The sequence below is a fragment of the Ruegeria sp. YTSC002 genome, from assembly GCF_059609845.1.
In genome coordinates this window covers 361,265-375,370 of sequence record NZ_JBXWML010000001.1, presented here as the reverse complement: position 1 = coordinate 375,370, position 14,106 = coordinate 361,265, and the positions used below count along the sequence as shown (strand labels likewise).

General features: G+C 59.6%; 19 protein-coding genes and 1 tRNA gene. 1 reads left to right on the top strand and 19 read right to left on the bottom strand.

The annotated features are described in order from the left end of the window. Positions 1 to 52: 52 nt before the first annotated feature. The 15 genes from AC2FFD_RS01880 to AC2FFD_RS01810 all read right to left on the bottom strand — a co-directional run bounded on the left by AC2FFD_RS01880 (position 53) and on the right by AC2FFD_RS01810 (position 9,236). Entirely contained in the window at positions 53 to 235 is a 183-nt protein-coding gene (locus AC2FFD_RS01880; RefSeq protein ID WP_170346183.1) for a DNA gyrase inhibitor YacG, read from the bottom strand. After that, positions 232 to 1,254, bottom strand: coding sequence for a ribonuclease E/G (locus AC2FFD_RS01875; RefSeq protein WP_425078756.1), 1,023 nt, complete (start codon positions 1,252 to 1,254; stop codon positions 232 to 234). Before AC2FFD_RS01875 ends, AC2FFD_RS01880 begins: the two co-directional genes overlap by 4 nt. After that, positions 1,251 to 1,829 carry a Maf family protein gene (locus tag AC2FFD_RS01870; RefSeq protein ID WP_480683779.1) on the bottom strand — a complete coding sequence of 193 codons (579 nt, stop codon included), beginning with the start codon at positions 1,827 to 1,829 and terminating at the stop codon, positions 1,251 to 1,253. The genes AC2FFD_RS01875 and AC2FFD_RS01870 overlap by 4 nt, the downstream gene beginning before the upstream one ends. Positions 1,830 to 1,840: 11 nt before the next feature. Then, on the bottom strand, positions 1,841 to 2,059 hold the full coding sequence (infA, locus tag AC2FFD_RS01865) for a translation initiation factor IF-1 (protein ID WP_005978431.1): 219 nt from the start codon (positions 2,057 to 2,059) through the stop codon (positions 1,841 to 1,843). A gap of 91 nt (positions 2,060 to 2,150) precedes the next feature. Continuing rightward, the gene (locus tag AC2FFD_RS01860) at positions 2,151 to 3,026 is read right to left on the bottom strand and encodes a carbon-nitrogen hydrolase family protein (RefSeq protein ID WP_496871656.1); all 876 of its coding nucleotides are present in this window, start codon (positions 3,024 to 3,026) and stop codon (positions 2,151 to 2,153) included. A gap of 67 nt (positions 3,027 to 3,093) precedes the next feature. After that, the gene (locus AC2FFD_RS01855; protein ID WP_152458857.1) at positions 3,094 to 3,363 is read right to left on the bottom strand and encodes a DUF4242 domain-containing protein; all 270 of its coding nucleotides are present in this window, start codon (positions 3,361 to 3,363) and stop codon (positions 3,094 to 3,096) included. A 63-nt stretch (positions 3,364 to 3,426) separates the two neighbouring features. Further along, on the bottom strand, positions 3,427 to 4,020 hold the full coding sequence (locus AC2FFD_RS01850) for a GNAT family N-acetyltransferase (protein ID WP_257599194.1): 594 nt from the start codon (positions 4,018 to 4,020) through the stop codon (positions 3,427 to 3,429). Next, positions 4,013 to 4,411 carry a ketosteroid isomerase-related protein gene (locus tag AC2FFD_RS01845; protein ID WP_299636373.1) on the bottom strand — a complete coding sequence of 133 codons (399 nt, stop codon included), beginning with the start codon at positions 4,409 to 4,411 and terminating at the stop codon, positions 4,013 to 4,015. The genes AC2FFD_RS01850 and AC2FFD_RS01845 overlap by 8 nt, the downstream gene beginning before the upstream one ends. Before the next feature lie 2 nt (positions 4,412 to 4,413). Continuing rightward, entirely contained in the window at positions 4,414 to 4,866 is a 453-nt protein-coding gene (locus AC2FFD_RS01840; protein ID WP_170346176.1) for an arsenate-mycothiol transferase ArsC, read from the bottom strand. A gap of 3 nt (positions 4,867 to 4,869) precedes the next feature. Continuing rightward, on the bottom strand, positions 4,870 to 5,349 hold the full coding sequence (locus tag AC2FFD_RS01835) for a UPF0262 family protein (RefSeq protein WP_170346175.1): 480 nt from the start codon (positions 5,347 to 5,349) through the stop codon (positions 4,870 to 4,872). A 98-nt stretch (positions 5,350 to 5,447) separates the two neighbouring features. Further along, positions 5,448 to 6,749 (bottom strand): histidinol dehydrogenase, encoded by a 1,302-nt coding sequence (gene hisD / locus AC2FFD_RS01830; protein ID WP_496871653.1) that lies wholly within the window; start codon positions 6,747 to 6,749, stop codon positions 5,448 to 5,450. Positions 6,750 to 6,810: 61 nt separating this feature from the next. After that, positions 6,811 to 7,332 (bottom strand): GNAT family N-acetyltransferase, encoded by a 522-nt coding sequence (locus AC2FFD_RS01825; RefSeq protein ID WP_496871651.1) that lies wholly within the window; start codon positions 7,330 to 7,332, stop codon positions 6,811 to 6,813. Continuing rightward, positions 7,333 to 7,809 carry a DUF2948 family protein gene (locus AC2FFD_RS01820; RefSeq protein WP_496871650.1) on the bottom strand — a complete coding sequence of 159 codons (477 nt, stop codon included), beginning with the start codon at positions 7,807 to 7,809 and terminating at the stop codon, positions 7,333 to 7,335. It abuts the gene before it with no gap. Further along, the gene (gene murA, locus AC2FFD_RS01815; RefSeq protein WP_496871649.1) at positions 7,806 to 9,074 is read right to left on the bottom strand and encodes a UDP-N-acetylglucosamine 1-carboxyvinyltransferase; all 1,269 of its coding nucleotides are present in this window, start codon (positions 9,072 to 9,074) and stop codon (positions 7,806 to 7,808) included. The genes AC2FFD_RS01820 and murA overlap by 4 nt, the downstream gene beginning before the upstream one ends. A 6-nt stretch (positions 9,075 to 9,080) precedes the next feature. Continuing rightward, positions 9,081 to 9,236: a hypothetical protein gene (locus AC2FFD_RS01810; RefSeq protein ID WP_170346170.1), complete on the bottom strand. Its 156-nt coding sequence runs from the start codon at positions 9,234 to 9,236 to the stop codon at positions 9,081 to 9,083. 83 nt (positions 9,237 to 9,319) lie between these two features. Between AC2FFD_RS01810 and AC2FFD_RS01805 the strand changes: the two genes are divergently transcribed. Then, positions 9,320 to 9,394 (top strand) — tRNA-Thr (locus AC2FFD_RS01805). A gap of 395 nt (positions 9,395 to 9,789) precedes the next feature. Here AC2FFD_RS01805 and AC2FFD_RS01800 read toward each other — a convergent pair. From AC2FFD_RS01800 to AC2FFD_RS01785, 4 genes are read right to left on the bottom strand one after another with little or no spacing between them, the layout of a single operon-like run. Next, on the bottom strand, positions 9,790 to 10,701 hold the full coding sequence (locus AC2FFD_RS01800; protein WP_496871648.1) for a glycosyltransferase family 4 protein: 912 nt from the start codon (positions 10,699 to 10,701) through the stop codon (positions 9,790 to 9,792). A 13-nt stretch (positions 10,702 to 10,714) separates the two neighbouring features. Next, positions 10,715 to 11,701: a glycosyltransferase family 2 protein gene (locus tag AC2FFD_RS01795; protein ID WP_496871647.1), complete on the bottom strand. Its 987-nt coding sequence runs from the start codon at positions 11,699 to 11,701 to the stop codon at positions 10,715 to 10,717. 20 nt (positions 11,702 to 11,721) lie between these two features. Further along, complete coding sequence (locus AC2FFD_RS01790; RefSeq protein ID WP_496871646.1) at positions 11,722 to 12,636, bottom strand: glycosyltransferase family 2 protein; 915 nt, start codon at positions 12,634 to 12,636, stop codon at positions 11,722 to 11,724. Further along, positions 12,633 to 13,871, bottom strand: coding sequence for an oligosaccharide flippase family protein (locus AC2FFD_RS01785; RefSeq protein WP_496871645.1), 1,239 nt, complete (start codon positions 13,869 to 13,871; stop codon positions 12,633 to 12,635). The genes AC2FFD_RS01790 and AC2FFD_RS01785 overlap by 4 nt, the downstream gene beginning before the upstream one ends. Positions 13,872 to 14,106: the final 235 nt, after the last annotated feature.

The following is a 14,106-nucleotide window of genomic DNA, read 5'->3' as shown; positions in this document are numbered from 1 at the left end:
GGGCCTTCTATGACTTGCTACAAGCGGTGTCCAGAGGCTTTTTCACATTTTTTCAATGTGGTCGCTTTGGCGTGAAGTCCTGCGTGTCATCCTCGGCTTCGAGGTCCTCTTCGCGCTGCGAGGGAACCGAGTAGGACCCGTTCAGCCACTTGGCCAAATCAATGTCCGCACACCGCCTGGAACAAAACGGACGAAACTTTTGTTCGGTCTCCGCACCGCAAATCGGGCAGCTCATTTCAGGATCTCCATCACGGGAATACGACCACGTTTTCGCTGCAACTCAAAATGGCCCAGCGGGGTCCAGCCTGCAAGAATCGTCTCGTCCGGGTCTGATCTGAACGCGGCACGCAAAGCGGATTCAAACCCGCGGCGATCCTTCTTTGGCATTGGAGCCAGGTCCAGCGTAATCTGCCCGGCCAGCCCACGTACGCGCAAAGCACGGGGCAGCATCTTGGCGCAGGCAAAATTGGCCTTGGTGCCCGCCGCCAGCGAGGTGTCCGCTCCGGTGTTCACATCCACGGCGACCAATGCGCGTGTGGGTTCGATATATAGATGCCCTCCGCCCGGCAAAGGCTCGGACGCTCCACGCACCATGTCCAGTGCATCCAGAACGCCGTGGGTTTCGAACCCGCCCGCCTGGGTCACGACTTCGGCCGGGTCCGTCCAGTCGCGCCAGGCAAGGATATGAGGGCTGTCACCTTCGCTGAGCAGTTCCGGCTCGGACCCGTCGTCACTCATCACCTGATCGGCCTGCGCCAACATGGCCGAGATGTCTTCCGAGATATCCTCGGCATCTGCTCCTGCACAACAGGAGCGGAGGATCAGACCATACGCGCTGTCACCCATCTGTTCATGGGCGATTTCAAGCAGTTGATCGCGTATGTCCTCGTCCTTGATACTGCGCGAAATGTTCAGGCCCGGAGCGTCCGGCGTGACAATCGCATAGCGGCTTTTGAAGAGGATGCGATGGCTCACCGGGATGGCTTTGCCGGGCTCAGCAAACCCGCTGACCTGTACCAACAACAGGGCGCCGGGACCCAAGCCCTTGACTTGTCGCAAGAACGCAGGGCCATCTGGCGTGGTCAGGAACATTCCGCCCTGCCCCTTGACCGGGCGGTCAGCGCGGGCGCGGTAGATGGTGCCGGGCGCGGGGGCGTCCGCGGCGATCAAGAAGTCATCCAGCTTGCCGTCGACCATCAGCGCAGCCGCTTCGCGGCCTTGGATATGGTCCAGAACAATGGTGCGACCTTTCATGATGCCTCACGATACAGTGGATAGCCGATGCCTTGCAGCAAGGCTGCGGTCTCGGACAGGGGCAGGCCGACGATGCCGGTAAACGACCCAGAAATCCATGGAATGAAAGCCCCTGCGGGACCCTGAATGGCATAGGCGCCTGCCTTGCCGCGCCAGTCTCCGGTCGCCAGATAGGCGTTGATCTCGACGTCCGACAGGCGTTTGACCTTGACCTGCGAGACAACATCACGTTGCAGCACACGATCTCCGCGCCGGACCGCAACCGAGGTGATCACGCGGTGACGGCGACCGGACAGAGCGTGCAGAAATTCCGCCGCCTGCCCCGCATCCTCGGGCTTTCCAAGAATTCGGCGCCCCAAGGCCACGGTGGTATCTGCGCAGAGGGTAACGTCGTCTCTATCCGCCTGAACAGCCTGCACTTTTTGGCGCGTGATGCGGTGACAATACGGAACCGGAAGCTCGCCCTTCAAGGGCGTTTCATCAATGTCAGGAGGGCGGATAGCATCGGGCTGCACGCCAAGCTGGGCCAGCAGGTCCAGCCGTCTTGGGCTGCCCGATCCGAGAATGAACGCCATTGCGGCAGGCGTTACTTGAAGCGGTAGTTGATCCGACCCTTGGTCAGATCATATGGGGTCATCTCGACCTGAACCTTGTCGCCGGCCAGAACACGGATGCGGTTCTTGCGCATCTTGCCTGCCGTATGTGCGATGATCTCATGGCCGTTTTCCAGCTCGACCCGAAACGTCGCATTAGGCAGGAGTTCCTTCACGACACCGGGAAATTCGAGCGTATCTTCCTTGGCCATGTTGTCTCCATCATTACGTTGCACCCGCAGAATCTGCGGGGGTGTGCGCTTAAATGAGCCTATTTCCGCCTTATTTCAAGGGCGGAATCACCTAAAGAGCGGATATTGTGACCGATTCGACTCGGGCGGCCTGTTCCTCCCAATGGGTTCGGTTCAGCACGTGACCGTCTGCGCGGACCTCGGCGATGGCTGACAGGTCGACATCCGCATAGGTCCAGCCGGGTTGGTTCAGCGTGCCTTCGGCCAGCACACCGGTGGCCGGGAACCCTTTGTCGGGCGGGCCGAACACACCGCAGGTCCCGGTGTTCATATCCACCGCCTCGGACCACTCGTTGCTTCCAACCAGCGAGGCCATAACCGTAACGCATTGATTTTCCAAAGCTCTTGACATCGCGCCAATCCGCACGCGCCAGTAACCCGAAAGCGCTTCGGTACAGGATGGCGCAAGAATCAAGTCTGCTTCACTCAGTGCGCGGCCCAGCAACGGAAACTCGCTGTCGTAACAGATCAACACACCGATCTTGCCCAGCGCGGTGTCGAACAGCTTGAGCGGACCCCCCGGGGCAATGTCCCAATCCTCGCGTTCGAACCGGGTCATGATCTGTTTGTCCTGATGGTCAGAACTGCCATCCGGCGCATAGAAGGCGGCACGGTTCACCGGACGCCCGGGGCCATCCACAACCGGCGCGGATGCGCCCAGAATGTAGGTTTTGTACGTCCTGGCGAGGCGGGTGTGCAGGTTTTGTACATCCTCCATCCGGTCGGATACGGCCCGGATCGAACGCTCCAGATCACCGGCAACCTCGGCCCCGTCCAGGGTCGAAAGCTCCATCGCGCCGTATTCGGGAAAGACCAGCAATTCGGCCCCCTGCCCTGCGGCCTGGGACACCCACCTCTCAAGCTTGTCTTCGAACTGCGCCCAGCTATCCAGCCAGTCGAGGTCATAGGCGGCGGTTGCGACTTTCATGGCAGCGTCCCCGTGCGGTCAAATTCGCATGACCTTAGTCGCGGACGCGGACCGGAGTACAGCCCAATTACCCTGCGGTCGTTGGATCGATGATGGTGGTCACTTCGGTGATCGTGTTGGCCGGGAACCCGCTGAGCTCGGCGTGCTTGTGGATCGCGTCCTCGCTCTCGGCCAGATAGATGCAAAAGGTCTTGTCACCGGCAACATAGGAATGCTCCCACTGCACGCCCGGTATTTGCGCCAGCGCTTCGTTCGACTTCGCAGACGCGCCGCACAGTTCGTCACCGGACATGGAACCTACACCCGGAAGATCGCGTTCGATAACATAGCGTTTCATGGCACTTCCCCCACAGAAAACCCAACACTACCATGATTCGGGAATTTTTTCTGCGTTTGGCGTTCAGAGGTCACGGATCCAGAACTGAAGAGGTTTTTTCGATTCGCCTTCGTCGCCAATATCTTTCCACGAAAACTGCGCGATCGCGCCGGGCAAAGGCGTGTATCCCCTCGCCCTCCAGAAAGAATCCAGCGGGCGGTACTTGTCGGGCCGCATCGGGTGATCTGCGGGGCGTTGTACACCGCAGAAGGCGCATTTTGTGAAGCCCAGCGCGCGGGCGTGGGTTTCGCGTTCGTCGAAGAACCTGTGGCCGACACCTTGCCCGCGATAGTCGGGCAGCAGCACCGACTCGGCGCAATAGAAGATGTCGTTCAGATCAAACCCGGTGCCCTCGAAAGCCGCCGCGAAATCTCCGGCGTGGTCGATCAGAGGGGCGCCGGTTGACGCGCCGATCAGGCGGTCGTTGTCGAATGCGCCGACCACAATGGCCTTGTCGCTGTCGCGGTAGGATTGCAGGTAGTTCCGTTCATATCCCAGGTCGCCATCGTAAAGATACGGCCAGGCATGAAACACCTTGATGCGCAGCTGGGCAACGTCATCCAGGGCGGCTTCCAGCGCCTCTCCGATCAGGGGGCGGACGGCTGTGACCTCAGCCATTCGAGACCTGTTTGGTCCAGTCCGCAAGGTTGTAGAAAGTGGTGACGCGGGTGATCTTGCCATCCTTCAGGTCAAAGAACGAACCGGCAGGCAGGCGGTAGGTCTGGCCATGCGCATCCGGAAGGCCGTCATCGGTTTCCAGATAGGTTCCGTTGACGATGAATTCGGCCGCCGCGCGGGTGCCGCCTTCGGCTTCGAATACGACGATGTCGGTCAGGTTTTCTTTGTAGCAGCGGTTCATATGCGCGCAGAACGCGGCGAACTTCTCCTTGCCGATGCGGATCTGGCCTTCGTTCACGTGATGGGCCACGTCATCGGACAGGCAAGCCAGCATGGCATCCACGTCACCGGCATTGAAGGCTTCGAAATAGGTTTTGACGGTCTGGTTCATGGTCACTCCGTAGGTTCGCCCCAGCGGTCTTTCAGATGTTTGATGATCTGATCGCGGGTCTGTCGGTAGTGATGTAGCTTTTCTTCGCGGGTCTCGCCCAACCCGGTAGGGTCCATTATTGGCCAATAATCGACATCGAGGTGAAAAACCCGGGTCAGTTCCAGCGCCCGGCGCTGACTGGCGGGCGAAAGCGCCACGACCAGATCGAACGAGCTGAGATCGTCGCCCCATTCCTGCATCTCGTCAAAGGACCGCGAGCGATGACGGGACAGCTCTACACCCACCTCCTGGCAGGCCGCGATGCAGAACCCGTCGATTTCAAGATCGTTGTGCACGCCTGCGGACTGGACATAGGTGCCCGTGCCGTAAAACTTCTTCATCAGCCCCTCGGCCATCGGAGATCGAACCGAGTTGTGGTCGCAACAGAACAGGACCGACTGCGGCAGAGGCTTCACCCGTCAGCCCCCGAAATGCAGCACGCAGATCAGCGTGAACAGGCGTCGGGCCGTATCGGTATCCACTTCTGCTTTTCCCTCCAGCCGTTCCTGTAGAACGCGGCTGCCTTCGTTGTGGATGCCGCGGCGGGCCATGTCGATGGTCTCGATCTGGCTGGGAGGCAGCGATTTGACCGCGTCGAAATAGCTTTCGCAGATCTGGAAGTAATCCTTGACCACCTGTCGGAACGGGCCGAGCGACAGGTGAAATTCGGCGGCTTTTTCATCCTCTTCCGTCGCGACATCAAAGACCAGCCGTTTGTCGCGGATCGAAAGCTGCACGTGGTAAGGCCCATCAGGAATGACGCGGTCATCCCGTTTGGGCAGCGCAAAGCTGTTGTCTTCCAGCAGATCATAGATGGCAACCTTGCGTTCCTGCTCGATCTCGGGGGTCGGAGGCGGCAGGTTTCGGTCATCCAGTTCGATATGCGAAATACGGGTCATCTTTACGGCAACTATCCTTGTGTCAGCACAGACCTATAACAACGGCATTCCGTCGGCAACGCAGAGAAGCGCCATACATGCCCGGTCTTTGCGTCATTTCAGCCATTCAGGCGGTTCAGGCGCGCCGTGACCGAAAGGCCGTGCGCCTCGAGGCTTTCCGATTGCGCCAGCTGTTCAGCGGCGGGCCCGATGGCGCGCAGGGCTTCCGGGGTCATCTGGCTGAGCGTGGTGCGTTTGAGGAAATCCATCACGCTGAGCCCGGACGAGAACCGGGCGGACCGGGCCGTTGGAAGCACGTGGTTGGGGCCGCCGACATAATCACCGATGGCTTCGGGGGTATATTGGCCCAGAAAGATGGCCCCGGCGTGGATGGTCTTTTCGCTCAGCGCCACCGGGTCCGCGACGCAAAGCTCCAGATGCTCCGGGGCGATACGGTTGGAAAGCGCCGCGGCCTCGTCCAGATCGCGCACGGTGATGATGGCGCCAAAGTCGCGCCAGCTGGCCCCGGCGATGGCGCGGCGTTGCAGGGTTTCGAGGCGCTTTTCGACAGCCTTGGCAACGCTGTGGCCAAAAGCGGCATCATCCGTGATCAGGATCGACTGTGCGCTTTCATCATGTTCGGCCTGGCTGAGCAGGTCCAGCGCGATCCAGTCGGGGTCATTGTCCTTGTCGGCGATCACCAGGATTTCCGAGGGGCCCGCAATCATGTCGATGCCGACCTTGCCAAAGACGCGCCGCTTGGCCGCTGCCACAAAAGCATTGCCCGGGCCGGTGATCTTGTCGACCGGTGCGATGGTGTCGGTGCCATAGGCCAGCGCCGCCACGGCCTGCGCGCCGCCGATGCGATACACTTCGTCCACGCCCGACAATTGTGCCGCCAGCAGCACCAGCGGGTTCACCTGCCCGTCCGGCGTGGGCACCACGATGGTCAGCCGTTCCACGCCCGCCACCTTGGCCGGGATGGCATTCATCAGAACCGAAGACGGGTAAGACGCCAGCCCGCCGGGCACATACAACCCCGCAGCCGAAACGGCTGACCAGCGCCAGCCCAGTGTGACCCCGGCCTCATCCGTCCATTGGTGATCCTCGGGCATCTGCTTTTCGTGATAGGCCCGGATCCGGCCGGCGGCCAGCTCCAGCGCGGCGCGGTCTTCGGCCCCGACCTGCGCCACCGCGTCTGCGATCTCCTGCGCGCTGAAGGCCAGCGTTTCGGGTGTCAGCTCCAGCCGGTCGAATTTCGCGGTCAGTTCGATGACCGCCGCGTCGCCCCGTTTGCGCACATCGTCGATGATCTGCGCCACGACCGCGTCCACATCCGGACTGTCCTCGCGCTTGGCGGACAGCAGGGTTTGGAAGGCGGCTTCGAAATCGGGCGATGTGGCGTCGAGGAAAACGGGCATGGTCTGGCACTCCGGGCGTTGCGCCACGGGACATATCGCCCACGAGGCGCGGCCTCAACCCTCAGCCCTGGGGGTGCAGCGATTTGCGCATGGCAAAGCAGGACAGGTCCTGACGGTCACTGCATTGCCCGGTGACCTGCCAGCCGTGGCGCAGATAGAATTCGCGCGCGGTCCGGGTGCCATCAAGATGCGCCTCGGAACAGCCGCACGCGGCCAGTTGCCGCTCCAGCCTGTTGAGCAGTGCGGCCCCCACCCCGCTGCCGACGTGATCCGGGTCAACGTAGAGCAAGGTGATCTTGCCGGTTTCGATCAATCCTCCGACCGCAGCCACCTGACCTTCACGCTCGGCCAGCCAGATCTGGGATCCCGGCTTGAACCAGCCCCGGATGGTCGCCGGGTCTTTGTTCGCGGTCCACTGCTTCAGATGGTCGGGATCATTGTTGTGATCGGCCACACAAAGCTGCGTGATCGACCGGATCAGTACCCGGCTTACGTCAAACACATCGAACACCGTGGCCGGGCGCAGGGCGATGCCTTCGGGCACCTTCAAAAACGCCTGAGGAATGCCACGCTTGTTCTGCATCTATTCAGGGTGGTGCGGGACCCGACCGGATGGGGCCTGATACGGGCGCGTGACGTCTTTGAGCGTGGCTTCCAACGCCTCGACCGTCAGGCGGATCGCGCCATCACCCGCCAGTGTCAGCAAGACCTGGCCCGCGCCATCCTCGCCGGGTTCGAATTCGACGGACAGCAGGGACATGACCATGTCCTTCTCGCCGCGATCTATGCCCTGACTGGCCACGGACAGAACGGAATCGAAGACCAGAACCGACTGCACCCGTTCAAACGGGCGGTCACGACGGGCGGCGGCATCCTTGTCTTCCCAGCGAAAGCGATTCAGCAACAGGCCAAAGCGGCGCTTCGACGGTTGCCATTTCATCTCGGTCACGGGAAAAACCGCGTCCTGGGCAAGGGTCGAGATCACCTTCAGGTCATCTGCATCCTCGGCCCCCAGATTCAGCGGGGCTTCGCGCCCGTCTTCAAAACTTGCGTCCGTCATTCGCCCTTGATCCGTTCGATTTTTGCACCCACGCCTTCCAGCTTGCGCACTACATGTTCATATCCGCGGTCCAAATGATAGACCCGGCTTACCGTTGTCTCACCTTCTGCCGCCAATCCGGCAAGGATCAGCGACACCGAAGCCCGCAGATCTGTCGCCATCACCGGGGCGCCTTTCAGCGTTTCGACACCCGTGACGGTGGCGGTGCCGCCGTGCACTTCGATATTCGCGCCCATGCGCACAAGTTCCGGGGCATGCATGAAACGGTTTTCGAAAATTCGCTCTTCCAAGACCGAGGTTCCTTCGGCGGTGCACATCAGCGCCATCATCTGCGCCTGAAGGTCGGTCGGGAACCCCGGGAAAGGTTCGGTCACCACATCCACGGCCTGAACCCGGCCGTTCTTGCGGGCCACTTTCAAGCCGTTTTGGGTTTCGGTGACACTGACCCCCGCCGCGTCGAGCTTGGCCGCAAAGGATTCAACCAGCGCCATGCGCCCGCCCAGCAGTTCGACCTCGCCGCCGCAAATCGCCGGGGCCAGCATATAGGTGCCCAGTTCGATCCGGTCAGTGACAACCTGATGGGTGGCACCGTGCAGCCGGTCGACGCCCTGAATTTCGATGGTCGAACTGCCCTCGCCCGAAATCTGCGCACCCATCTTGCGCAGGCATTCGACCAGATCGACGATCTCGGGCTCGCGCGCGGCGTTCTTCAGAACCGTGGTGCCCTTGGCCAGCGTCGCCGCCATGACGATGTTTTCAGTGGCCCCGACCGAGGCAAACCGCATCTCATGCACCGCGCCTTTCAGCCCTCCCGGAGCCCTGGCGTGCAGATAGCCGTCTTTCAGCTCGATCTCGGCGCCCAGCGCCTCGAGCCCTTCCACGTGCAGGTCCATCGGACGGGCTCCGATCGCGCAGCCACCGGGCAGAGAAACGACCGCTTGTCCAAATCGCGCAAGCAAAGGTCCCAACACCAGATTCGAGGCACGCATCTTGCGCACGATGTCATAATCCGCCGTTTGGCTGGTCAGGTTGTGGCTCGACATCGCGATCACCTGACCATCTTGCAGCGACGACACTTCGGCCCCCAGCGATTGCAGCAGAGCCGTCATGGTCTTGATGTCGCTGAGGCGTGGTGCGTTGGTCAGCGTCAGCGGTTCTTCGCTCAGCAAGGTCGCGGGCATCAGCGTCAGACACGCGTTCTTGGCCCCCGCAATCGGTATCTGACCGTTCAGCGGGCCGTTGCCCGTCACCAGAATCGAATCCATCTGCTCTTATCCCTCGTCCTTGTCGGCTTTGTCCCCGGAGGCCGCCCGCGCCTTGGCCTGCGCCTTGCGCCGCGCCATATTGGCCTTCAGCGCCGCTTTCAGCCGCTCTTCGCGCGCATCCCCGGATTTGCCTTGTTTTTTGGGTGAATTTTTATCCGTCATGATCTTTCTCTACAGGAGGCGAAAAAAACCGTCCAGACACCCTTGCGCCGCGTTTCGTTTGAGTCTAATCACCCGCCCACAGCGCTGCTGTAGCTCAGAGGTAGAGCACTCCCTTGGTAAGGGAGAGGTCGAGAGTTCAATTCTCTCCAGCAGCACCATCTTCTCAGAAAATCGCGAAGCCTTTGGTGATAAAATGATTGTGTGGCAACCAAATGGCGACCATTGTGCAAGCTTATTCGCAACAAGATTCATTTGCTCAACGCATTCGGCGCCACGACAATACTATTAAACTATGATTGGTTTCGTACTCGGCGAGGCAGTCGAACCCGTCTCACTCACCCCCTGGCACCCCTCAAGCAGGCTGAGCGTTTGTTCGCCAGGCTTGCGTATCATTTGAGACAATCATGTACCAATGGTGATCGAACCCAAAACCTAAACCATCCAATTTCCATTGTTGAAACTTCAGAATTTTCCCCTCTGTCTTCAAAAATTTGTTGTCACCTCGAATGCCAAAACAGTTGAAACCCAAAAAATTTATGTTTCAGGCTTTGTTTCAGCTGCTTATCTCAATACCGCCGGAAAACAGGAATTCATCGATCGCACGCCTCCATTCATGAGGGTCAAGGTTACAGAAAGAGACTCTCGTATCTCCCTCACGGTCACGTAAGCCATCAACTTTACTGGCTATCACGTTCCGCTGTGCTGCAAGCGCTTCGTCCAGCACAAGCCCATACGCCTCCCACCGCGACGGGATCGCGACGATATCGACTGCTTGATAGGCCTCTGCTGGGTCATCCACGTAGCCCCGAAATTCAATGCGCGGATCACCCTCTGCCAGCTCTTCAAGGTATGATCGCTGACTGCCTTCACCAAAGATCAACAAACGCGCCTCTGGCGCGCAAGTTGATTGGAAACCCTGAATCAGGATGTCAAAGCCTTTCTGCCGCTCCAGACGCCCGATGGCACCGATTTTGGTCGTGGATCTGGGGGGCGTCGTATTGCGAGCCAACTGCTCAAGATCAACGGTAGGAGGAACAACGGCCAGCTTTTCCGGCTCTGTCAGACGACGTTCCTTGATCCATTCCGACTGCGTATGGCTGACCGCGACAACCTTATCAAATAAGGAATAGATCACGCGAAGCATCGCAAAAAACCGACGTTTATGCGGGACGTTTAGGGTGGTGAACGCCCGGGTATAGCTGTGCTCGACATGGACCAGTTCTGTGTCGACATGCAAGGCACGAAGGGCTGAGAACGCTGGCAGGCTTCTCCAGCTTGGCACGACATGGGATACAATGACATCCGCCTTCAGTTTGCCCCAAGAAAACGCGGTACGTTTGACCTTCAAGACTTTTTGCTCAACCGCCTCGGACAAATAGGGTTGCGTCATTAGATGGTCGAGCATCCGCATCACACCGCCCGCTGTCGTATCGTCAACCAGATGAAGAATCTTTTTCTTTTTCATGAAGATGCCCTTCTTAGATCGACAGAAGCTTGGATTTCATTTGCCCGACTCGGTTGATCGGGCCGGGTCCAAACGTTTTCAAAACAATGGCTGCGGCGAAAGTACTGAACGACTTGAGAGGTTCTTCCAGCACGGGGCGGAGGCTTTCGTTGAAGCTGCGCTCAGACAACTCCCAAGCGACGTCGCGGTCGAGGTTGGTGATGGCCCGCCGTGCCAGATAGCGCAGCTGATAAGCACGGGCCGAGTGTTCGTGCCGGGCGAAGAATTCAGGGTTAAGCGGACGTAGTTTCGCAACCATCCTCTCCCACGCCTCCAGTTGACGATCCAAAGCCGCCGACAGCCCGCCCGCGCTGATCCGGTAGTGGGTCATAAGCCCCGGAACGCCTTCGATCTGCCAGTCGGTCGTCAACACTAGCCGCATCCAGCATTCGATGTCTTCGGACTGCCTGAAGGTTTCATCGAAGACCCAATCCCGCTCGGTCTCAAAAGCCGGGCGGTAGGCCAGAGCCTCAAGCACAGTCTTACGAATAACGGCCGCCGATCCATTGCCAATCGGGTTACGGTTCAGAACATGGGCTGCGGTCACATTCTTCAGGCGGGGTGTTTGTTTGATCCCCATCGTGCACCCCGCCTCGTCGATCAAGGCACTGCCGGAGTAACTTATCCCCACATCCGGCTCTTTCTTGAGATGGTGAATATGAGCCGCAAGCTTCTCGGGCATCCACAGATCGTCGGCATCGCAAAAGCCGATGAACGTTCCGCGCGCGGCGGCGATGCCGGTGTTTCTGGCGCCCGCCAGCCCTCGATTGGCCTGCTGAACAAGTCGCACGCGCGGGTCGCTTTGATGCGCGCGGGCAATCGTCGGGGTTGTATCCTGGGATCCGTCGTCGACGATGATAATTTCAAAATCGTCATGGGTTTGCGCCTTCAGCGAGGCGAGTGTTTCGGCCAAAGTAGTTTCGGCATTGTAGGCAGGTACGACGATAGATGCGATGGGCATGGTGATCTCCTTCAGAATTCTCATGAAAACAACGTGCGTTTGATCGCTTGCGGCAAGATCGGGGCCAGTGTTGCCCCTGCCGCGGTGGGTAGACCCCGGCGCAGAGGCAGCAGGAAACTTCGCGCATGCAAACCCAGGCCGTTGCGTGTATAGGACAGAGCCTGGCTCTGATGCCCCAATCGCAATGCCCGGCGCGCGAGATATCGCAAATAGACGGCTTCGGACGACCGCGACGGGAAAACGCCATATGACGCAGCCGTTTTTACCGCGTAGGCCCGCCCAGCGCGCATTGCATTAAGGTTCGAGGACAATCCACCGGCATTGGTGCGATACCAGACCTGAAACCGGTCGACGCCTTTGATGGTAAAGCCCTCACCTGCGAGGCGGATCAACAGCTCCAAGTCTTCGTTATGCACCGTTCTTGCGTCCAAGCCGCCGATCGCGTTGAAGACTTCGCGGCGGATCGAAAGATTGGACATGGTGCAGACCGGGTTCTCGGCCAACAGGTCCTGAATGGTCAGTGGTGCGTCAGGAACGGTCGAGCACGTCTGAGAATCTCCGGGCTGATCGGCGAAGAACCGGATCTGCCCAAAGACTGCATCCGTAGAGGCGGGTTGGAAGGCTTCGTTTAGCTGCGCCAGCTTGTCCTTGTGCCACAGATCGTCTGCATCACAGAACGCCAGTATGTCACCTTTGGCCAACTCGGCCCCATAGTTGCGGGCCGCACTTGGGCCATCAAGCGGGCTGCCAGCGACCCGGATGCGTGGGTCTTGCGCGATGTGATCCAACACCACAGACAAACATGCCTTCGAGGGGCGGTCGCCGACGCAGATCGCCTCCCAATTCGGAAAGCTTTGCGTGCGAATGCTGGTCAGCGTGTCGGCGATTGTGTCCGCATCGCTGTGAAACGGAATGATGATGGTAAAGCGGGTCATTGGAAGCCGAACCTTTCTGTTGTTTTGTGATCCCGAGGCAGCAGCACCCAAGAGGCCGTCAGCATCAGGACAGTACTGGTCAGCAAGTATCCGAACGCCACCGGCATCAGCCCGAAAGGAGCCATGACCGCAGTGTTGAGGATCAATGCAAAAGCAAGTGCAGCGCTTACCCGCAGCTCTGTGATCGCGCGGTTCTCGGACCGCAGCCAACCCGCTACAGCGGACCAGATGACACTGGGCAAAGCCGCAAGGCAAAGAACAGTGACCACCGGTGAAATCTGCTGCCACTCTGCGCCCAGCAGCAGTGGCACATAGACCGGCGCAAGAGCAGCTTGCAGCAGAACAAGCGGGCTCAGCACCAGGAGGGACGTGCCGAGCCCGTGACGCAGCGCCTTGGTCTTGTCCTCAGCCGCGCAAAGGTGTGGGAACAGAACAACCGAGAAAGCCTGCGTGAAAGAAGTCGCCAAACCGAGCCCGGCGTTGAAGGCCATGAAGTAGATGCCAAGGCTTTCAGCCCCAAGCATCACACCGACAACAAGTTTGTCGGCCTGTAGACGTAGAACTTTGACAATCTCGACCCCCAGAACGGCCCAGCCGAAACCAACAAAGGGGCGCAGGGCGGCAAACCCGTGTTTCGCGTCCGACGCCCAGGGGCGCAGGCGGCGCATCAGGACCAGCCAGATCGGGGCGGCCAACAACCGGGGCAGCACCAAGGCCAGCGGCGATGCCCAGAGCAGCGCCAGCAGGGCCGCCATGACATTCGCACCAACCACCTGCCCTCCGGCAATGGCGGCAGTCTGTTTCAGCTTGCCTTCGCGCATCGCAAGCGCAGCCTGCACCAAACCTGCAGGCATAAACAGATATTCTCCGGCCAGAATGGCGAGAAGCAGCGCCAAAGTCTGATGCTCCATCGCGTATAGGACAGCAGCGATAGTCACCTGCAGCAGAAATAGTCCTCCACACCAGCCCCAGAAAATACGATTTGCGGTGTTGCAACGCTGTTCCAGCTCGGCCCGCGGGGCTTGGATGATCCTTTGAACTACACCGTTCTCGGTGAGCGCCTTGAGGATATCCCCCGCCGCAAGGGCAGCAGCAGCCAGACCGATCGCCTCGGGGCTGAGATTGCGGGCCACTACGACGACCACAACAAGACGCGAGGCTTTTGCCGCAACTTCAGACGCCGCGTAAGCCAGCAGGTGCTGCAAGAAACCGGAATGTGCCAATCGCTGAGTCATCTCACCTAATGTCCAGAAACAGTGTTGAGCTCAGTTTTAATTGGCGGCGAAGTCTCTGTCCCAGACGCGGGTGGACAGCCGAACGAACCATCCGGTGAGCGACCTATCCGAATGGGGTAGGCGGCAATCCCGATACCGGTCTGACACATAGGAAAGCACTGCTGTAGCTGTGGATGCAGTTCAGGAGAGTTGAAAATGATACGACATTTCAAAGTTTTGGTTTTAGGAACCGTCA